23 protein-coding genes are annotated in these 18,335 nt (G+C 44.0%); 14 read left to right on the top strand and 9 right to left on the bottom strand.

Features of this window, described 5'->3' with window-relative positions; translation table 11 throughout:
* Positions 1-6: 6 nt before the first annotated feature.
* Positions 7-1,107: a phosphoribosylaminoimidazolesuccinocarboxamide synthase gene (locus BB427_RS09920; protein ID WP_017218410.1), complete on the bottom strand. Its 1,101-nt coding sequence runs from the start codon at positions 1,105-1,107 to the stop codon at positions 7-9.
* A gap of 188 nt (positions 1,108-1,295) precedes the next feature.
* Between BB427_RS09920 and BB427_RS09925 the strand changes: the two genes are divergently transcribed.
* The 3 genes from BB427_RS09925 to BB427_RS09935 all read left to right on the top strand — a co-directional run bounded on the left by BB427_RS09925 (position 1,296) and on the right by BB427_RS09935 (position 3,824).
* Positions 1,296-1,988, top strand: coding sequence for an ABC transporter ATP-binding protein (locus BB427_RS09925; protein WP_069020567.1), 693 nt, complete (start codon positions 1,296-1,298; stop codon positions 1,986-1,988).
* Positions 1,982-3,307 (top strand): ABC transporter permease, encoded by a 1,326-nt coding sequence (locus BB427_RS09930; RefSeq protein ID WP_069020568.1) that lies wholly within the window; start codon positions 1,982-1,984, stop codon positions 3,305-3,307. Before BB427_RS09925 ends, BB427_RS09930 begins: the two co-directional genes overlap by 7 nt.
* Before the next feature lie 64 nt (positions 3,308-3,371).
* Positions 3,372-3,824: a DUF3299 domain-containing protein gene (locus tag BB427_RS09935; RefSeq protein ID WP_370599249.1), complete on the top strand. Its 453-nt coding sequence runs from the start codon at positions 3,372-3,374 to the stop codon at positions 3,822-3,824.
* Positions 3,825-3,924: 100 nt separating this feature from the next.
* Here BB427_RS09935 and BB427_RS09940 read toward each other — a convergent pair whose 3' ends face one another.
* Positions 3,925-4,158 (bottom strand): hypothetical protein, encoded by a 234-nt coding sequence (locus BB427_RS09940; protein WP_069020569.1) that lies wholly within the window; start codon positions 4,156-4,158, stop codon positions 3,925-3,927.
* Positions 4,159-4,413: 255 nt separating this feature from the next.
* Here BB427_RS09940 and BB427_RS09945 point away from each other — a divergent pair, with 255 nt between their 5' ends.
* From BB427_RS09945 to BB427_RS09965, 6 genes are all read left to right on the top strand, one after another.
* Complete coding sequence (locus BB427_RS09945) at positions 4,414-4,731, top strand: helix-turn-helix domain-containing protein (protein WP_069020570.1); 318 nt, start codon at positions 4,414-4,416, stop codon at positions 4,729-4,731.
* Positions 4,732-4,777: 46 nt separating this feature from the next.
* Positions 4,778-5,038 carry a hypothetical protein gene (locus BB427_RS09950; RefSeq protein WP_069020571.1) on the top strand — a complete coding sequence of 87 codons (261 nt, stop codon included), beginning with the start codon at positions 4,778-4,780 and terminating at the stop codon, positions 5,036-5,038.
* 81 nt (positions 5,039-5,119) lie between these two features.
* Entirely contained in the window at positions 5,120-5,371 is a 252-nt protein-coding gene (locus tag BB427_RS09955) for a hypothetical protein (protein ID WP_069020572.1), read from the top strand.
* 163 nt (positions 5,372-5,534) lie between these two features.
* Complete coding sequence (locus BB427_RS24795) at positions 5,535-5,660, top strand: hypothetical protein (RefSeq protein WP_264484077.1); 126 nt, start codon at positions 5,535-5,537, stop codon at positions 5,658-5,660.
* A gap of 23 nt (positions 5,661-5,683) precedes the next feature.
* Positions 5,684-6,373, top strand: a complete 690-nt coding sequence (locus tag BB427_RS09960) for a hypothetical protein (protein WP_069020573.1) — start codon at positions 5,684-5,686, stop codon at positions 6,371-6,373.
* A gap of 44 nt (positions 6,374-6,417) precedes the next feature.
* Positions 6,418-6,642, top strand: coding sequence for a hypothetical protein (locus BB427_RS09965; protein WP_069020574.1), 225 nt, complete (start codon positions 6,418-6,420; stop codon positions 6,640-6,642).
* 71 nt (positions 6,643-6,713) lie between these two features.
* Here BB427_RS09965 and BB427_RS09970 read toward each other — a convergent pair whose 3' ends face one another.
* The 6 genes from BB427_RS09970 to asnA form a co-directional block, all read right to left on the bottom strand.
* Positions 6,714-7,304: a biliverdin-producing heme oxygenase gene (locus BB427_RS09970; protein WP_069020575.1), complete on the bottom strand. Its 591-nt coding sequence runs from the start codon at positions 7,302-7,304 to the stop codon at positions 6,714-6,716.
* Positions 7,305-7,410: 106 nt separating this feature from the next.
* Positions 7,411-7,803 carry a RidA family protein gene (locus BB427_RS09975; RefSeq protein WP_010374286.1) on the bottom strand — a complete coding sequence of 131 codons (393 nt, stop codon included), beginning with the start codon at positions 7,801-7,803 and terminating at the stop codon, positions 7,411-7,413.
* A 10-nt stretch (positions 7,804-7,813) separates the two neighbouring features.
* Complete coding sequence (spoT, locus tag BB427_RS09980) at positions 7,814-9,916, bottom strand: bifunctional GTP diphosphokinase/guanosine-3',5'-bis pyrophosphate 3'-pyrophosphohydrolase (RefSeq protein ID WP_010605866.1); 2,103 nt, start codon at positions 9,914-9,916, stop codon at positions 7,814-7,816.
* 248 nt (positions 9,917-10,164) lie between these two features.
* Positions 10,165-10,440, bottom strand: coding sequence for a DNA-directed RNA polymerase subunit omega (rpoZ, locus tag BB427_RS09985; RefSeq protein ID WP_010374289.1), 276 nt, complete (start codon positions 10,438-10,440; stop codon positions 10,165-10,167).
* Positions 10,441-10,726: 286 nt separating this feature from the next.
* A complete protein-coding gene (gene gmk / locus BB427_RS09990) occupies positions 10,727-11,350 on the bottom strand; it encodes a guanylate kinase (protein WP_039492818.1) in 624 nt (207 codons plus the stop codon).
* A 272-nt stretch (positions 11,351-11,622) separates the two neighbouring features.
* Positions 11,623-12,618: an aspartate--ammonia ligase gene (asnA, locus tag BB427_RS09995; protein WP_069020576.1), complete on the bottom strand. Its 996-nt coding sequence runs from the start codon at positions 12,616-12,618 to the stop codon at positions 11,623-11,625.
* A 161-nt stretch (positions 12,619-12,779) separates the two neighbouring features.
* Here asnA and asnC point away from each other — a divergent pair, with 161 nt between their 5' ends.
* Genes asnC through recG form a run of 3 tightly spaced genes read left to right on the top strand, consistent with a single transcriptional unit; the run spans position 12,780 to position 16,103 of the window.
* Positions 12,780-13,238, top strand: coding sequence for a transcriptional regulator AsnC (asnC, locus tag BB427_RS10000; protein ID WP_010374296.1), 459 nt, complete (start codon positions 12,780-12,782; stop codon positions 13,236-13,238).
* A gap of 50 nt (positions 13,239-13,288) precedes the next feature.
* Positions 13,289-13,987, top strand: a complete 699-nt coding sequence (gene trmH / locus BB427_RS10005) for a tRNA (guanosine(18)-2'-O)-methyltransferase TrmH (RefSeq protein WP_069020577.1) — start codon at positions 13,289-13,291, stop codon at positions 13,985-13,987.
* Positions 13,988-14,015: 28 nt separating this feature from the next.
* Positions 14,016-16,103 carry an ATP-dependent DNA helicase RecG gene (gene recG, locus BB427_RS10010; protein ID WP_069020578.1) on the top strand — a complete coding sequence of 696 codons (2,088 nt, stop codon included), beginning with the start codon at positions 14,016-14,018 and terminating at the stop codon, positions 16,101-16,103.
* 13 nt (positions 16,104-16,116) lie between these two features.
* Here the strand turns inward: recG and BB427_RS10015 are convergent, their stop codons facing one another.
* The gene (locus BB427_RS10015; RefSeq protein WP_069020579.1) at positions 16,117-16,587 is read right to left on the bottom strand and encodes a GNAT family N-acetyltransferase; all 471 of its coding nucleotides are present in this window, start codon (positions 16,585-16,587) and stop codon (positions 16,117-16,119) included.
* Positions 16,588-16,753: 166 nt separating this feature from the next.
* Between BB427_RS10015 and BB427_RS10020 the strand changes: the two genes are divergently transcribed.
* Together BB427_RS10020 and BB427_RS10025 are read left to right on the top strand one after the other, a co-directional pair.
* Positions 16,754-17,416 (top strand): alpha/beta hydrolase, encoded by a 663-nt coding sequence (locus BB427_RS10020; RefSeq protein WP_045988002.1) that lies wholly within the window; start codon positions 16,754-16,756, stop codon positions 17,414-17,416.
* Positions 17,417-17,600: 184 nt separating this feature from the next.
* Positions 17,601-18,326, top strand: a complete 726-nt coding sequence (locus BB427_RS10025) for a TetR/AcrR family transcriptional regulator (RefSeq protein WP_010605871.1) — start codon at positions 17,601-17,603, stop codon at positions 18,324-18,326.
* Positions 18,327-18,335 lie beyond the last annotated feature (9 nt).

Here is an 18,335-nt window from a genome sequence, read left to right on the forward strand (position 1 = left end):
AAAGAATTAATCTATTAAACCGTACTGCTTATCAAGAATATCAATAACTTCTTGGCGAGGATCAGCAGGGATCGTTAGCTCACGGCCAACGATTTTACTTGCGATCCCAACGTAAGTTTCGCTTACCGACATCATTACAGCTTCTGGCAAAAGATAATCGCGAGCAAGTGCTTCTCGCTCAGGCATGCGATCTTTATTAAGCAGCACATCGCTATCTGGTACATTGTTTATCAATAGCTGGCGGAAACCTTCTTTTGAGTTTTCAACGATCTTACCATCGCGATAAGCAGGGCCATCCCAAATACGTGACGAGTCAGGCGTACCGACTTCATCAATGTAAATTAGGCGCTCTTGGCCGTCTTTATCTTCAACGTAACCAAACTCAAATTTAGTATCAACAAAGATCTGATCAAGCTTTTCAAGCTCTTTACTGATCAGGGCAAAACCCTCGGTTAGCAACTGCTCGTACTTATCCACATCTGCCGCAGATTTAAAGTTGAACGCTGCAAGGTTATCTTCGATGTTTTTACGAGAGATGTTTACGTCATCCACTTCTGGTACGTCTGCTAAACCTTTGATGATCCCTTTGGTTGATGGCGTGATTAAGACATTATCTAGCTTTTGATTGGCCTCTAAACCTTCTGGTAGTTGCAAGCCACAAAACTCCCTTACGCCCTTTGCGTAATCGCGCCACATGCTGCCGGTAATATATTGACGCGCAATCGCTTCAACTCTTACCGTACTGGCTTTGCGCACAATCCAAACATAAGGATGTGGAATATCAACAATATGATTACCTGCAAGGCCAGCTTTATCAAAAAGTGAAAACCAATGTGAAGCAACGCTGTTAAGCGCAATGCCCTTACCCGGTACACCGTTAAGACCATTTTCACCTTGCCAAATACAATCAAACGCTGAAATACGGTCTGAAATGACCATAATTGCCAGCTCTGTACCAACCGGGACTTGATAGCCTTTTTCTTCAATTAAACGTGCACTGTCGGCGTCGGTTAACCAATAAACTGAACGTACTTTACCACTGTGAACCGCACCTTTAGTGCGAATTGGAAGATCGTCATTAACGTCTAAAACTTTGTAGCTACTCATTGTTACTCCAATGACAGGATGCGCCTTGCTAAAGGGCACAAAATAATGAGGGGGTTAGGGTCGCTATAATAGTCGAGCTGAACAAAAATCACAATTTAACTTACACGCTTGTTGTTGAGCTTAACTTAGTTTTGCTTTAGTCATTCTTGTTATACCATCACAACATTATTTGCCAGCGTTGAGGCGTTATGCTTACGATATCTCAATTACAGTTTACATGGCCTAAGTCGAGCACCCCGGTGCTAACCATACCTAAGCTACATATCGCCCGAGGTGAACACGTGTTTTTACATGGTCCAAGCGGCAGCGGTAAATCGACTTTGCTAGGGCTTATTGCCGGCACCTTAGATTGCCAGCAGGGAGTAGTTGAAATAGCAGGTACAAACGCGAGCGCACTGAGCCGTGGCCAACGAGATAAGTTTAGAGCCGACCATATAGGTACTATTTTTCAGAACTTTAATTTGTTGCCCTATTTGTCGCCCATTGAAAACGTTACCCTTGGCTGCGAATTTTCCAAAAAGCGCAGGCAAAACATTTTCTCACAGAATAAATCTCTTGAGCAGGAAGCCAAACTTCTGCTCTCTGATCTTGGTATAGACGAGCACACTCAGCAGCGCAGTGTCGCGGAGTTAAGTATTGGCCAACAGCAGCGCGTAGCCGCCGCTCGCGCATTTATTGGCAGGCCCGAAATCATTATTGCCGATGAGCCAACCTCAGCCCTCGACGCCGACAGCCGTGATGGTTTTATTAAATTACTATTTAGCCAAGCCGCGGTTTACAGTGCATCTATTCTCTTTGTCAGTCACGATAAAAGCTTAGCGCCGTTATTTGATAGGCAAATAAGCTTGCCTGATTTACAACAAGGAGCGCCGCTATGCTAATCAAACTTGCGTGGAAAAGTACGCTAAACCGAAAAGCCAGCGTTGCCCTAACTCTAGTGACCATTGCAATTAGTGTCATGTTACTGCTGTCGGTTGAGCGTGTACGCCAAGACGCAAAATCCAGCTTTGCGAACACTATTTCTGGCACAGACCTGATTGTCGGCGCACGTACTGGTGATATTCAGCTTTTGCTTTCAAGCGTATTTAGAATTGGTCATGCCAATAATGCCGTACAATGGCAAAGTTACGAGTACATCAAGGCACAACGCGGTGTTGCGTGGAGTATTCCCATTAGCTTAGGCGATAGCCATAAAGGCTTTGCTGTGCTGGGCACAGATACAAGTTACTTCAGTCATTATCAATACGCTAAAAAACAACACCTCACCTTTGCCGCTGGTCGACCATTTCACAATGGCCAAGAAGTCGTGCTTGGGGCTATGGTCGCAAAAAAGCTGGGTTATCAGCTAGGGCAAAAAATCGTCATTTCTCACGGTATGGGCAATACCAGTTTCCATCATCATGATGATAATCCGCTGGTTATTTCTGGCATTTTGGCAGCCACGGGAACGCCGGTGGATAAAACACTACATGTGCCGTTAAGTGCCATAGAGAGCATGCATAGCACAGGGCACAACAAGCCATCTCGAATGGTTGCACGAGAACAAGATGCAACGCAGCACGAGCATGAGCATGAGCATGACAGTAAAAACAATAGTGCTCTACTTCACAACCTCGACTCCAAACCCGGTGATTTAATCGGCTCAACAACACAAATCACTGCATTTTTACTTGGTTTTGAGTCACCACTTTATACCCTACAAGTGCGCAGAAACATCAATCAGTATAAAGGAGAGCCTTTGCTGGCGATTATGCCGGGGGTGACATTAAGGGAACTGTGGGAAATGCTAGATATAGTCGAAAAAATCTTGCTGCTCATTACACTCGCTGTGGTGCTGATAAGCTTACTAGGCATGTTAACCTCATTGCTCGCCACATTGAATCAAAGACGCCGAGAACTCGCTATCCTGCGCTCCGTTGGTGCGCGGCCTTGGCATATTTTTACGCTTCTCATTAGCGAAGCAATTTTTATCACCGTGTTGGGATGTGCTTTCGGTGTAGCGCTTTTCTATGCTCTGCTCATTGCTGCCCAATCCGGCCTACAAAGTCAATTTGGCGTAGTCCTAAGTATCTCAGCGCTGTCAACCTATGAACTCACGCTACTAAGCGTTATTATAGGCGCAGGTACTTTGATCGGCGCCATTCCTGCCGCCCGTGCTTATTTTTACTCGCTTGCCGATGGCATGCAAATTAAAACCTAAGAGGATCAAGATGCAGTTAACCGCACGAACTCACGTTTTTTACTTCATTGCATTCATCACTGCGATGGTATTCAGTGGTATCGCAAACGCGGCACCACCTAAAGAGATATTCTGGGAAGATTTAATCCCAAAAGGGCATGTCCAGATCAGCAATCAAGACGCAGCAAGTCATGATGGCGCCGAGCAAAATTGGGTGCAACCTGACTTAGATGCCCCAGTAGTCAAAGAGTTAGACGGCCAACTAGTCAGCTTACCCGGCTTTGTTGTACCACTTGAAGGTGACAGTGAAGTGATCACCGAATTTTTGTTGGTTCCCTACTTTGGCGCTTGCATCCACGTGCCGCCTCCGCCGCCAAATCAAATTGTTCATGTCAAAATCAAAGGCGGTGTTCCGATTGAAAGCCTATATGATGCAATCACAGTCAGTGGCACGATTAAGGTTTCTACTTGGAAGGGCGACATCGCGCAAACAGGTTATATGATGGAAGCCAAAGGCGTCGCGCCATTTGAGCTCTAAAAGTCATATAAATCACTAAAAAAAGAGTGCCAATACTTAATCGAGCTTGATTGGCACTCTTACCACTGCAAAACATACAATTTTATTTCTGCTCTTTGCCCTACTCAGTGGTAGGAACACTGGCATACACCAGTTCGATAAGATTATTCATGGTTCGTGACTTTTGCATATACGCCTTTTCCATATACGCCAGCTCCTGGAGCTCAAATAAGGTACTCTCTACAAGAGAAAACCACTTAGTGGTTGTCTCAGCTATCTCAACCTCTCCGCGACTCGATTTTTTAAGTGCTTCATAGAGAATATTTAAGTCGTTATATTGACGTAGATAATCCATATCACCCTCAGTCAGTTGTTACCCTTGTTTTCATTTCACACTACAGTAACAAAAGCCTCGCTAAAAAATCTTGTCGAACCCATTTTTCTATTAATATGATGAAAATAAAGTGAAAAGTATAAGTGTATTTCTAAGCGCCACTTTCAGATCTTACTAATTAAATTTCCTCTTGCAGAAACATTTTTATTGATTACAATTACAAATTAACAAAGATTACACATAAAAATAACTTGGGTGGCACTGAGCAGACTCCCCATGCAAGAAAGGACTAAATTGGTGGGCAATCCCTATTTTAAATATAACGGTGACGACCTTAGAAGAATGCGCCTTGCTGCCCAAAAAACCACGCAGCAAATGGCTGACCTTGTTGGTATTAGTCGCCAAACATACGAAAACTATGAAAATGGTGTAAGCCGTATACCTTGGGATCACTTTCAAGTTTGGTGTAACTACTGTGATATTGACCTTTCTCCCATCATTAAACAGTTTCAAGCGCTACGGAGCTTAATTAGTGATACACAATTAAGACGCAAAAGCCCAACCTCTTCTAATACAAAGAAAGTAGAAGAGTAAGTATCCTAATTTGTAGATGAAACTGTTACTAAAAGGAAAAACACTGATGACGACAAGCCAAAGAAATATGAAAAAAGCAGGGATAACAAATACAGCAACAACCACTAATAATATTGCTCACAAATATTTGCACCACAGCGAAGCAAAACGAGTCGAAGGTGAAAATCATGGCAAAGCATTAAAATGCCACAGACTAGAGCTTAACACTCAACAAGCGCAGCCCTCGCAAATATTTAACCTTCAGCAGTTACGCGCCATAGCTGGAGGAAGTGGTGGTCTTCTAAAGAAAGATCCTAAAACCAGATAATTACAGTTGCTTTCAATGATTGATTTTACAGGTACCGTATTAATAGTTTAGCCACCGCAAAAGCTTATGAAGGATATGGATATGATGTTATCTATAACAACGAAAATAATAGATTTTAAGAAATTTGGTTACCTTAAATCAATACATGGAGTAAGGGGCAGTCATAGTAGATCAAACGGTGCTTCAAGAACAAAGAATAAGATAATTGACATCCGACATATGGATATTACTTCTGCCAAATTGGTGGGCGGTAGTAGCACAGGAAAAATTGGCGACGATCCAAAAGTAGAAACAGAAATTGTAAAATCCAATTCAAGAAGTTACCACGTATGAAATTAAGTCTTATTTTAGGCAGTTTGATATTTTACAAATAAAAATAAATCCGAAACCAAATAGGTAGACCACATTTGGCTTTACAAGTTGTTCTCAATAAGTGCTTTCCAGAGTACAGTATTAACAACTTTAACCACTGCAAAGCCTATAAAAGGATATAGATATGATGTCACCTAAGAAACCTAAAAAGATCGTTTTTAGAAACTTAAATACCTTTGAGATTCAACGTGTAAAGGGGGGTAGCCATGGTGGTACAGTTGAAGACCCAAGATCAAAAGAAAATGGCTAAAGCCGAAAAAGAGTAAAGGTTATATGAAAACAACTTGGTATTTTTATCTAATTGTAATTGCGTTTGCTATCTTACTTTCAATAGCGCATATCAAGACTGATATGGCTTACCACCTCCATACGTTAGCAGTGGTTCTCAGCATCGCTTATTTTTCACGAAATATGCTTAACATTCTACACATAAGTATATTACTAATAAGTGTAACTGTCATTGAACTGGCTTTATACGCCTTAATAGTTACACTTTCACCTCAATATAACCTCCCCTATTACTTTACTAACGGTGCCATATTTACACTGCACTTACTTGTTGATATCTCCTTATTTTTAATATTTAAGAATAGAGTTAGACTATCCATTCTATTCGTAGGTAAGTATCAGCCAAAAATGCGAGAGTATGTTTATATGACTCATGCAGATATTCTTTTGGTTGGTCTTTTCTTGTTATTCATAGTGGTTGATGGGCTAGCTTTCTTAGAAAACTTAATTCGTAATATGGATTACATATTCGGGGTTTCAGAAGAAGTAGCGAAACCATTTTGGAGCTGGAATTGGATACATAGAAGCTATTTGTACATTAAAAGCTTTTTGCTGGCTTGCATGTTAACTGTCATCCTAGCAACGGTTTACGTTGAACGTTTTCGTCCTGCGCCAATTAAAGAAAGTGAAGAAGACTCAACGCTTAAAAAATCCGAGCCACAGCATAGATCATAGTGACCTGTGCTGCTTTTACCCTAAATCAATTGAAGGAATAAACGATGGATTTAAAACTGAACAAAAAGCAATTGAAGTCATTAGCAGGTAGTAAGCTAATTTTGGATAACAACAAGACCCGTGAGATTGGCGGTGGTTGCTCCCACTATTGTAGTCGCGACTTAAACTGTGACACCGATGGCCCAACGATGGTCTGCCCATCAAAGGCGTTAGCATGTGTTCCTGAGCCAAATACATTACATTGTGATTGCCCAACCAATATGTGTTAGTCACTAACCTGTCGCGATGTAATGTCGCGACAACAACCGTGCTATTCTCCGTTCAACTTATATCAATTGTATTAAGCATAGACCTCTGCTTGATACTGCTGAAAACGCATAAAGGCCTGACGAGCGCCGGTGATCAATGCATCTTCTTGCGTACTAGTTAATTCAACCGTATCGATAAATTGAATTAAGTGACGCCACGCACTGCCGCGCCCTGCACCGGGGCCTGCTAAGTAACGCGCACCATACTCACCTGTGACGGGCAAACGGGCCTGCACTTGACGTCCAAGCATCGCGGCCCCGACCTTAGAGCCTTCAACGACATAAAGCGCTCCCAAAGCAGTCGCAAACTCAGTTGAAGTTGTGATAGAAGGCGACAAAGACGGCACAGGCAATGTGTGCCGTAAGTCAGCAAAGTCCTGCTCCAACAACCCAAGTCGTCGACGCGATTTGAGATCGTCAATATGCATAGAGAGTTCACGATGCTCATATAATGCAGCGACATCTTTAAGAAACAGGTACTGAAGGGTTAAAAACTGGAGATAACGTTCAATGCTGGCAAACGGGTCTTTTGCCATAATGCTGTTATCTATACGGTCGTGAAGATCAGCAGTACTTGCTTTTAATTTCAATGCACGGCTAGTAAGTGCGCTGGCTGCGGTCATGGGACTTCCTGTAATGTAATGCGAGGGGAAAAATGAGTGGACTGTGTTGGCTTTATGAAAAGCCGCTCCAGCGATTGGCACTGGAGCGAAGAGATATATCTAACTACTAGTTAGTTGAAGGTAACTCCATAATGCCATCAATCTCAACTTGTGCGCCTTTTGGTAGTTCTTTTACACCAATTGCAGCACGAGCTGGATATGGCTTTCTAAAATACTGAGCCATGATCTCGTTGACCGTTGCAAAGTTACTCAGATCAGTTAGGAAGATATTAACCTTAACCATATCTTGTAACTCGCCACCAGCCTCTTCACATACTGCGATAAGGTTTTTGAACACTTGGTGCGTTTGCTCTGCAAAATCTTCAGAAATAAATTCCATCGTCTCTGGTACCAATGGAATTTGGCCAGATAAATAGACAGCAGTACCAACTTTTACCGCTTGGTTGTATGTGCCAATTGCAGCTGGCGCTTTATCTGTTGAAATAATAGCTTTGTTCATTAATGTTCCTTTATTTTTTACGATACACGCGTTGTACATCTGGCATCACTCGAATTCGGCGCATAATATCAGCGACATGAATTCGGTTTTTTACGGTAATACCTAAATCAATCACGTATAAATTACTTTCTTTTTCGTCCGTTGCGATTTCGACAATATTAGCTTGAGTCGTCGCAACCACATTGGTTAATTTAGCCAACGCACCTTGGTGGTTAATAATTTCCACACGCAGCGCTGCTATATATTCTTTCTCTGGGTTGTCTTCCCACTTCACGACGAAGTACTTCGAACGCTCGTTGCGCCAACCCTTAATATTTTTACACTCTTGGCGGTGAACCATTAGGCCTTTGCCTTGGCTCATATATGCTGTGATAGCGTCACCCGGCACAGGACGACAACATTTAGCATAGGTTACCAACATGCCCTCTGTTCCGATTATCGCGGCTTTAGCACGTTTAGCAATATCTTCTACCGCATTATCATCTTGCAGTAAACGCTTCGCTATCAATACGCTCATTATATTGCCACAGCCAATCTCAACCAGCAGCTCCAACAAGGTATTGAGGTTATGCTCTTCAAGTACGTTGTCGATTTGCTCTTGAGCAATATCATCTAGCTTATACTCACCCAGTGCCGAGTCGAGCAAACGACGGCCTAGTTGGATCGCTTCTTCTTCTTGTTGGCTCTTGAGGTAATTGCGGATCCCAAGGCGTGCCTTACCCGTTACCACAAAGTTCAGCCAAGTAGCGTTAGGGTGCGCACCTGAGCTGGTAATAACCTCGACCGTTTGGCCGGTATCCAGTGCTTTACTCAAAGGATAAGGCTTACGGTTTACACGAGCACCTACACAGGTATTACCCACATCGGTATGCACGGCATAAGCAAAATCTACCGCAGTTGCGCCCATTGGTAACTCAACAATGCGGCCATCTGGCGTAAAGACGTAAATTTCTTCTGGGAATAATTCGGTTTTAACGTTTTCCACAAATTCAAAAGACGAGCCTGCACTTTGCTGTAGCTCAAGCAAGCTTTGCATCCACTGACGCGCACGCTGCTGCGCGGTATGGCCGGCATTATCACCTGACTTTTTATACATCCAGTGCGCTGCTACCCCTTTATCCGCCATATGATCCATATCATGAGTACGAATTTGGATTTCTACCGGAATACCGTGCGGACCTACCAACGACGTATGAAGCGACTGGTAACCGTTGGTTTTCGGTACGGCAATATAGTCTTTAAAGCGAGTTTCAATTGGCTTATATAAATTATGCGCAACGCCTAGCACACGGTAGCAAGTATCCAGGTTGTCGACATTGATCCTAAAGGCGTAAATGTCCATCACCTCGTTAAACATCAACTCTTTATTCAGCATCTTGCGGTAAATACTGTATAAGTGCTTTTCACGGCCTTTTACTGAGCCTTGAATACCCGCTTCTTCCAGTCTAGATTCAATTTCAGACTGAATATTGCTGATCACTTCTTTACGATTACCACGTGCTTTGGCGACTTCTGAGCGTAACGCACGATAGCGCATTGGATATAACGCCTGAAACCCGAGATCTTCTAACTCATTTTTAATATCATGAATACCAAGGCGGTTTGCAATTGGTGCATAAATCTCTAATGTTTCGCGGGCAATTCGACGGCGCTTGTCAGGACGCAAAGCGCCTAGCGTTCGCATATTGTGCGTTCTGTCTGCAAGCTTAATAAGGATGACACGAATATCCTGCGTCATCGCCATGATCATCTTACGATAGTTTTCGGCTTGGAACTCTTTTTTATCTTTGAAGCTCAGTTTATCGAGCTTTGACACCCCTTCCACCAACTCAGCGACCGTATCACCAAAGATCTCCGCTAAGTCGTCTTGGCTAAAGTCAGTGTCTTCAATAACATCGTGCATAAGCGCAGCCATGAGTGTTTCATGATCAAGCCTCATGCTCGCAAGGATCTGGGTTACTTCTACTGGGTGAGTGATATAGGGCTCACCGCTAGAGCGCGTCTGTCCCTCGTGTGCCTCACGGGCCACGACATAGGCTTTTTGCACCAAATCGACGTCTTCTGGTGACAAATATTCTGAGATTTTCTTTTTGAGGCCTTCAAACAGATACATTCACACTCCAATGTTTCAGAGAAGCTATACTCGGCGAGTATAAAACGGGTTACAAGCTAGTTACTTAAGAATATACGATGAAACACCAGCAATGCCAATGAACAATTTATGCTACTTGTTAGGAAATTAAAGGCGTTACGCGTTGTGTAATGTGCTGGCGATTTATACCAATTTGCTTAATTTCAATTGCTATAAAACAATAATGCCAGCAAAAAAGCTGGCATTATTGAATCTAGACAGTGGTTGGATTAGCGATTGCCACCAACGATTGCAGCTACTGCAGCAAGCTCTGCAGCTTCTTGGTGTTGCTGCTCTTCACGGTCGATAATATCAAGCGAGTCAGTGGTTACAAAACCTTGCTCAATTTCACGTAGCGCGATTACGGTTGGCTTGTCGTTTTCAGCATCAACCATAGGATCTTTACCGCCTACAGAAATTTGGCGAGCGCGACGCGCTGCTACTAAAATCAAGTCAAAGCGGTTACCAATTTTATCTACTGCATCTTCTACAGTTACGCGAGCCATCGAAGCACTCCAAATTCAGTTCATTATGCAAAAGGCTAGTTTACTGTATGTCTAGCCTTTCGCCAAGTATTGATGGTTAAAAAACCTGAGCTGTGGATAATTAATGCCTTGCTAGCAGCCAGTTTTAGCGCTAACTGCGTTGAATTCACTTCCAATAGCCCGCTATTGGTACGTAAATTCGCCTTGTTCCCCCTAAAACTCTCTGGCTAAACAAGGATATGAATTAGGCCGATTTTAAATACAATAAGTTAGCCATTTCTTATCCAAACCTCAGGTTTAAAAGTAATTATTTTAGCAAGTCGGCGATAAGCGCTTGATGACGGATAGACTGTGCTTGTTGTTCAAGTCTTGCGGCAATAACAATATGTTCAAGTTCACCGCGTGTTTGCTCAAAGTCATCATTGACAAGAATATAGTCAAACTCGTTATAGTGTGAGCTTTCTGATTTCGCTTCAGCCATGCGACCTGCAATTACTTCTTGAGAGTCTTGACCACGACCATTTAAGCGCTTTTCTAGCTCCGCAGTTGAAGGAGGTAAAATAAAGATAGTCTTTACTTCAGGCATCAACTCACGCACCTGACGCGCACCCTGCCAATCGATATCTAAAAACACATCAATACCAGCGGCAAGCTGATCTTCTATCGCTTGTTTTGAAGTGCCGTAGTAATTTTCGAATACTTGCGCCCACTCAAAGAAATCGCCTTTATCGATCAGCTGCTTAAATTCATCAACCGAGACAAAATGGTAATGTACGCCGTTTTCTTCGCCTGGACGAGGAGTACGTGTAGTGTGAGACACCGACACTTTAATATCGTCGTGCTTTTCCAATAACGCTTTGATTAAACTTGATTTACCCGCACCAGAAGGCGCAGAAAGGATAAACAGATTACCGCGTGTAGGTGATGTCATAGTCATTCTCAACAATAAGTACCGGCCGAGTGGTATTGGTTTACTCAAGTCTGCCGCAGAGCTAAAAGCGGGCATTATACCGAGTAACGTATAAGAATACACTAGGGATGAGAATAAGGAAAAGTCGAGGAATAAATTCAGCGTTGTGAGTAACCCAGAAACCTATCACTGTGCTAAATTTATTCCTCTAAAACAGAATGTTATTTTGCCGTGTACAGCGGCGCCTACTAAGGCATTCACACCGTAGGAGCGAGTTCACCCTCGCGATCTGTTTAAAGCAAATCGGCTACGCTGCTACGTACTTCTTCAGGCCATACCCCAACTTGTACCTGACCAATGTGCTGCTTTTGCAACAGCAACATCACTAAACGCGATTGGCCAATACCACCTCCTATGGTTTGTGGTAATTCACCCGCAACTAACTGTTGGTGCCAATCTAAGCCCAAGCGTGCTTCGTCATCGGTTAATTTAAGCTGTCTTGCAAGTGAGTCAGGACAAACCCGAATGCCCATTGACGAGATTTCAAAAGCGTCTTCTAGCACCGGGTTCCAAACCAAAATATCGCCATTAAGACCTTGGTATTTGTCGCATGTTGGCGTTGACCAGTCGTCGTAATCCGGCGCGCGAACGTCATGAATCTTACCGTCCCCAAGCTTACCACCAATGCCAATTAAAAATACCGCGCCATACTCTTGGGCAATCGCTTTTTCACGTTGCTTGGCTGTGAAATCTGGATACATAGTGCGTAACTCTTCGCTGTGCACAAAGGTAATTTTCTCTGGGAGGAATGCCGCAATGCCAAACTCATCCTCAACCACTTTTTCCGTTGCTTTAATTGAGCGATAAAGGGTTTCTACCGTTTCTTTTAGTTTTGCCAGCGAACGCTCACTGTTTTCGCAAATCACCTTTTCCCAGTCCCACTGATCCACATAGACAGAATGGATTGGCGATAGCTTATCTTCGTCAGGGCGTAGCGCTTTCATGTGCGTATAGAGGCCTTCGCCTTTAGCAAAACCATAATCGCCTAGTGTTTTACGTTTCCACTTAGCAAGTGAATGCACTACCTCAAACTGCGCATCCGGTAGCGTTTTCACTTTTACCTGTACCGCCTGCTCGTGGCCACTTAAGTTGTCTTGAATACCGTCGCCCAAACGCGCCAAAATAGGTGCTTGTACTTCAACTAAACCCAATTGCTCGGTTAGCTGTGCTGAAAATACTTGTTTTACTCGTGCTATCTGTTTTTGTGTCTCTTGATACTTGCTCAACATGGTTAGGTCCTCATTCCCGAATTTGTCGTTTTGTTGAGTCTATATTTAAAGAAACCGACACAAACATCAATAACCATCAACAAAAACACCTTTACATAATTATTTTCATCAAAAATATGCTATAAATTTTATATAAACAATAATTGTTAATGGATATTTACATGGAAAATTATGAGATCGACAATCTGGATAGATCCATCCTTCATGCTTTAAAAGAAAATGCACGAACGCCCTACGCGGAATTAGCAAAAAGATTTGCTGTTAGCGCCGGTACCATCCATGTTCGGGTCGAAAAAATGAAGCAAGCGGGGATCATTGAAGGGACTCAAGTAAGCATTAATGCTAAACGGCTTGGTTATGATGTCTGCTGTTTTATCGGAATAAACTTAAAACACGCCGGCGACTACCCGGGAGCCATTGCACGTTTAAAAGAATTTGAAGAAGTTGTCGAGGCCTACTACACCACTGGCAACTACAGCATTTTTATCAAAGTGATGGCGCGCTCCATCGACCATCTTCAGGATGTGCTTATCAATAAAGTGCAAACCATTGAGTCGATCCAGTCAACCGAAACACTAATCTCACTGCAAAACCCAATTCAGCGCACCGTTATGCCCTAGCTTCTTTTTTGTTATAATCGCGGGAATTTTTTGATTAGAGTAGTAAGTAGATGGCTGAGAATAGATTCCATCGTGTAAAAAGCGTATTAGATAGACGCCAAACCGACCTCACAGTGTGCCTAGATGAAGTACATAAGCACCATAATCTGTCAGCAATTGTGCGTACCGCAGATGCGGTTGGCTGCCACCACGTACACGCGGTATGGCCACAAGATCAAAGACGGTTAACAAACAATACCTCTGGCGGCAGCAAAAATTGGGTTGAAACCCATATGCATGAGCATATCGACCAAGCTGTTGCGACAATTCGTGAACAAAACCCAGGTGTACAATTATTAGCTACAAATCTTAGCGATAGCGCCGTTGATTTTCGTGAAATTGATTACACCAAACCTACCGCTATTATTGTCGGGCAAGAGCGTTTAGGGATCTCAGAGCGCGCACTTGAGCATGCGGATCAGCACATCGTGATCCCAATGCAAGGTATGGTGCAATCACTCAATGTGTCTGTTGCTGCAGCGCTTATTTTATACGAAGCGCAGCGCCAAAGAGATGCAGCAGGACTGTACAAACGTACAGATATGATGGATCCTGTGGTAAAACATAAGTTACTATTTGAAGGATGTCATCCAATCATTGCAACCCGCTGTCGCGAAAAAGGGCTACCTTACCCGGCACTTGATGAGCACGGTGAAATCGTTGCAGATGAGGCTTTTTGGGACATTCTTAAGTTTACGCAGAAGAAATAAATAACGCGGATCGCGCTAGAGGATTAGCATGTCGACACCAAATTTGGCCACTTATCCAATCACCGAATTAAAAGGCGTAGGCCCAAAAGCGGCCGAGCGTTTGGCCAAACTTGGCATTCAATCGGTGCAAGACATGTTATTTCACCTTCCGCTACGCTATGAAGACCGTGCACGCACCTATCCTATCTGCGAGCTGCAAGCGCATAGCCATGTCAGTATTGAAGCCGAGATTGAACGCAGCGAAATCACGCAAGGCAAACGCCGCATGTTGGTGTGTTATGTTAATGATGGGACGGGGCGGATCGCGCTGCGCTTTTTCAACTTTAATGCAGCACAAAAAAATGCCATGCAAGCGGGCAAAGTGATCCGCTGTTTTGGTGAGGTTCGCCGCGGTCATTATGGCTTTGAAATGGCGCATCCAGAATACAGCATCAAAGAGACACGCTCTGCACCAAGCGATCCGAGTCTTGCGACGCTTACCCCAGTTTATCCTACTACCGAAGGGTTGAAGCAACTGAGCATTCGGGCAATTGCCGATCAAGCCGTTGAGTTACTGCGCAAATATGATGTACCAGACTATTTGCCAGCTCAATATCGGCCATCGCAGCAAAGCGTAAAAGAAGCGCTGTTATTACTGCACCGTCCACCACAGGAAGTGGATTTAGCGCAATTAGAGCTTGGGCAACATCCTGCACAGGCACGATTGGCGTTTGAAGAGTTATTGGCGCAAAACCTCAGCTTGCTTAAGCTTAGGCAAAAAGGCCAAGCGGTAAAAGCGGTTGCACTACCGCCCACCAATCCACTTGAAGCCCAATTTTTGTCGGCCTTGCCATTTGCCCCCACCAATGCCCAAAGCCGAGTAGTGGCAGAGATCAAAGGCGACTTACAACATCCCTACCCCATGATGCGATTGGTGCAAGGGGATGTTGGCTCAGGAAAAACGCTTGTGGCAGCGCTTAGTGCGTTAACGGCTATCGCGCAGGGTTACCAAGTAGCACTGATGGCACCCACTGAGATCCTATCCGAGCAACACGGCATCAACTTCCTTAATTGGTTTGAACCTATGGGCATAGAAACCGTATGGCTGGGTGGTAAAACCAAAGGCAAGGAACGCACTCATGCGCTTGAGCGTATTGCTTCAGGGCAAGCACAGATGGTGGTCGGCACCCATGCTTTATTCCAAGAGCAAGTACAGTTTTCTAACCTTGCGCTTATCATTATCGACGAGCAACATCGTTTTGGTGTGCATCAGCGCCTAGCGCTGAGAGAAAAGGGTAAGTTTGGCGATTGCTATCCGCATCAGCTGGTGATGACCGCAACCCCAATCCCGAGAACCTTGGCAATGACGGCCTATGCAGATCTTGAAACCTCAATTATCGACGAGCTACCACCGGGCAGAACACCAATCACAACTGTCGCCGTGCCAGACACCAGACGCAATGAAGTGATCAAAAAAGTACAAAAGGCCTGTGTTGAAGATAAGCGCCAAGTTTACTGGGTATGTACGCTGATAGATGAGTCGGAGGCGTTACAATGCCAAGCCGCAGAAGACACCGCAAAAGCACTTGCCGAAGCCTTGCCAGAACTTAATATTGCGCTGGTGCACGGCCGCATGAAAGCCCAAGAAAAACAGGCCATCATGGACGAGTTTAAACAAGGTCATACCCATGTGCTGGTTGCCACAACCGTGATTGAAGTGGGCGTGGATGTACCCAACGCTAGCCTTATCATCATTGAAAACCCTGAGCGCTTGGGCCTTGCACAACTTCACCAATTGCGCGGCCGTGTTGGTCGCGGACAAATCGCATCACATTGCTTACTACTTTACCATGCGCCACTGTCGGTCACTGCGCAAAAGCGTTTAGGAGTGCTTAGAGAAAGTAACGACGGCTTTGTCATCGCCGAGCGCGACCTTGAAATCCGCGGCCCGGGTGAAGTGCTTGGTACAAAACAAACTGGATTGGCAGAGCTAAAAATTGCCGATCTTAGCCGTGATAAACATTTATTACCGCAAGTGAGAAGCCTCGCTTTTACCGTGCTAAAAAACCACAGCGATATTGTTGACCCGATTATCTGGCGCTGGATGGGTGATAAGAGCGAGCTGGCAATGGCGTAAGCCTGAAGCGTAATTACTTCTGTGTGTAGATGAGCTCAATTTCGCCATCAAGCCTTCTTCCTGTCGGAATAAAACCTAGTGCTTGATAAAAATTTAACGCGTTTTCGGCCTCTGTATCCATGGTTGTAAGCGACAAACCAACTAACCCTATTAACTCAGCATACTGTTTGGCAAAACACATCGCGGCTTTACCATAGCCTTTAGATTGTGACGCTTCATCAATCATCAAACGCCATATGTATAAGTGTTGTGCCTGAAAGTGCCCATTGTCATCCCCAACCAAGCGAGGATCAATAAGCGCAATCATACCAACAGGCAAGTCATCATCGTACATACCAAAACACACGCTATCTTCATTAAAGCTATCCTCAATGATCCACTCGGCGTTTGATGCAATTAGATGTTGTTGTGAGTCACGCACTTTTAACTTGAGCATGTCATCTGCTACATCACTATTTACTTTCAAAAACTGTAATCTACTCATTCGATTTACCCTATTACCTGTTTCGCTAGTTAGTGTACCTACTATAGAAATATCTGCATACTTTATTTGACCTTCACCTCAATACCCAACGATGGTCGCGCTACGCTTGCTTCTTTTATCAAAGCTTGGCTACCATCTCGCTACATCAACTAAAAAGACTCAAAAAATGAATCCTTTACTACGCGCTGTATGCGCCTCCTTTGCCGCTTGCGTGGCATCAATCGCCTCTGCAAAAGCAGTTTTCCCAGATATACCTGAGCAGATTAATCCATCTGCCAAATATGTTTTTTACTCTCATGGCTATATCGTTGAAGGTGATAATGAAACACCTATTCATAAGCGCTGGGGGAAATATGACTTTCCAGCCATCAAACAAGCTTTAAGTGATGATGCCTATACGCTAATTGCTGAGCACCGCCCTAAAGGCGTCGCACCAGACGCGTATACAAAAACCTTGGTTAGCAAGGTTCACAAATTACTGGACGCGGGCGTCAGCGCCAGCAACATTACACTCGTGGGGTTTTCTCGCGGTGGCGCGTTAACGATAATGGCAAGTGATGCATTAAAAAATGATGCCATTCACTACGTGGTACTAGCAGGCTGCGCTGGACTTATCAAAAGTAAAACCGAGATTCAACTCTATGGCAAGGTGTTGTCCGTTTACGAAACCTCAGATCAAGTGGGTTCTTGCGATTTTGTGAAAGCACGCTCTGCAAACCTCAAAAGCTTTTCAGAGATTTCGATTTCAACCGGTAAGGAACACGGCGCTTTTTATCTCCCGAGAGACGAGTGGTTAAAGCCCGTTAAAAGCTGGATTTTAAACCACTAAACTATTAGCACGTCGCTATAACAATGACGCGCCGTGCTGAGTCTTCCTTCAGAACCTATCTACACACAAAATTCCTATTTTGAAAACCAATCTCTGTTTACTTATTGCACTTTTAAAATTGCTCTCTATAATTGAACCTTATTCGAATACCATTCGAATAAGGTTCAAACTCTAAGGGGAAACAATGGCACCGGCACCTAAATATGATAAAGAAACCCAGCAACGCATGATTTTAAACGCTGCGGAACAATGCATTAATGAGTCTTCAGTCACTGACTTTACAATGGCAAAAGTCTCTTTGCTTGCAGGGTTGTCTATGGGCTCAATCTATAAATTTGTGCAGACCAAAGAAGACCTAGTAATGGCGCTGGCCTATGAGTCTTTTACCCATACATCCAGTGTTTTTAAGCAAGTGTTGTCCTTACCTCTTAGCACGCCAGAACGCATGCTCGCGGTGTGTCTTATCTCGCCACAAAAGCTTAAACGCTTCTCTTTTGATTATGAATTACAGTCCTACTCCACCAATGAGGCGGTGATCAAAAGGGCTTCTGAGTTTTGGACCAATAAAATTATCGAATCCTGTGGTGGTTGTGAAAACGTGTTTAAACAGGCGCTGATTGATGGCATTGAAGCAGGTGAGTTGCAAGCTACACCAGATCTACACGACATGATAGAAGAAATCATCATCACCGGATGGGCGCTTACCGTAGGATATGAGCAAGTACTGCGCTTGCAACAAACTAAGCAAATTGTTGAGGGCACGGCTTCATTGCTCGCACCACTTGAGCTTAATGACCCTGTTATTCGCAGTACAGTGAGGCTACTTAACAGCTATCCATGGCAACAGCCTATCACTCAAGATTCGCTGGTACGCATAGAGAAAGAATTGCAAGCGCTCGAGCTTCGTTAACTTAAGGAA

It is taken from the genome of Pseudoalteromonas sp. BMB (assembly GCF_001709235.1).
Taxonomy (GTDB): Bacteria; Pseudomonadota; Gammaproteobacteria; order Enterobacterales; family Alteromonadaceae; genus Pseudoalteromonas; species Pseudoalteromonas maricaloris.

Bases quoted from the DNA above. Each gene is read 5' to 3' on its own strand.
- BB427_RS09920 (WP_017218410.1), bottom strand. From the start codon at position 1,107: ATGAGTAGCTACAAAGTTTTAGACGTTAATGACGATCTTCCAATTCGC.
- BB427_RS24795 (WP_264484077.1), top strand. From the start codon at position 5,535: ATGATGTCACCTAAGAAACCTAAAAAGATCGTTTTTAGAAACTTAAAT.
- BB427_RS09965 (WP_069020574.1), top strand. From the start codon at position 6,418: ATGGATTTAAAACTGAACAAAAAGCAATTGAAGTCATTAGCAGGTAGT.
- trmH (WP_069020577.1), top strand. From the start codon at position 13,289: ATGGCTGAGAATAGATTCCATCGTGTAAAAAGCGTATTAGATAGACGC.
- asnA (WP_069020576.1), bottom strand. From the start codon at position 12,618: ATGTTGAGCAAGTATCAAGAGACACAAAAACAGATAGCACGAGTAAAA.
- BB427_RS09960 (WP_069020573.1), top strand. From the start codon at position 5,684: ATGAAAACAACTTGGTATTTTTATCTAATTGTAATTGCGTTTGCTATC.
- gmk (WP_039492818.1), bottom strand. From the start codon at position 11,350: ATGACATCACCTACACGCGGTAATCTGTTTATCCTTTCTGCGCCTTCT.
- BB427_RS10025 (WP_010605871.1), top strand. From the start codon at position 17,601: ATGGCACCGGCACCTAAATATGATAAAGAAACCCAGCAACGCATGATT.
- BB427_RS10015 (WP_069020579.1), bottom strand. From the start codon at position 16,587: ATGAGTAGATTACAGTTTTTGAAAGTAAATAGTGATGTAGCAGATGAC.
- BB427_RS09935 (WP_370599249.1), top strand. From the start codon at position 3,372: ATGGTATTCAGTGGTATCGCAAACGCGGCACCACCTAAAGAGATATTC.
- BB427_RS10020 (WP_045988002.1), top strand. From the start codon at position 16,754: ATGAATCCTTTACTACGCGCTGTATGCGCCTCCTTTGCCGCTTGCGTG.
- BB427_RS09955 (WP_069020572.1), top strand. From the start codon at position 5,120: ATGATGTTATCTATAACAACGAAAATAATAGATTTTAAGAAATTTGGT.
- rpoZ (WP_010374289.1), bottom strand. From the start codon at position 10,440: ATGGCTCGCGTAACTGTAGAAGATGCAGTAGATAAAATTGGTAACCGC.
- BB427_RS09945 (WP_069020570.1), top strand. From the start codon at position 4,414: ATGCAAGAAAGGACTAAATTGGTGGGCAATCCCTATTTTAAATATAAC.
- recG (WP_069020578.1), top strand. From the start codon at position 14,016: ATGTCGACACCAAATTTGGCCACTTATCCAATCACCGAATTAAAAGGC.
- asnC (WP_010374296.1), top strand. From the start codon at position 12,780: ATGGAAAATTATGAGATCGACAATCTGGATAGATCCATCCTTCATGCT.
- BB427_RS09930 (WP_069020568.1), top strand. From the start codon at position 1,982: ATGCTAATCAAACTTGCGTGGAAAAGTACGCTAAACCGAAAAGCCAGC.
- BB427_RS09940 (WP_069020569.1), bottom strand. From the start codon at position 4,158: ATGGATTATCTACGTCAATATAACGACTTAAATATTCTCTATGAAGCA.
- BB427_RS09925 (WP_069020567.1), top strand. From the start codon at position 1,296: ATGCTTACGATATCTCAATTACAGTTTACATGGCCTAAGTCGAGCACC.
- BB427_RS09975 (WP_010374286.1), bottom strand. From the start codon at position 7,803: ATGAACAAAGCTATTATTTCAACAGATAAAGCGCCAGCTGCAATTGGC.
- spoT (WP_010605866.1), bottom strand. From the start codon at position 9,916: ATGTATCTGTTTGAAGGCCTCAAAAAGAAAATCTCAGAATATTTGTCA.
- BB427_RS09950 (WP_069020571.1), top strand. From the start codon at position 4,778: ATGACGACAAGCCAAAGAAATATGAAAAAAGCAGGGATAACAAATACA.
- BB427_RS09970 (WP_069020575.1), bottom strand. From the start codon at position 7,304: ATGACCGCAGCCAGCGCACTTACTAGCCGTGCATTGAAATTAAAAGCA.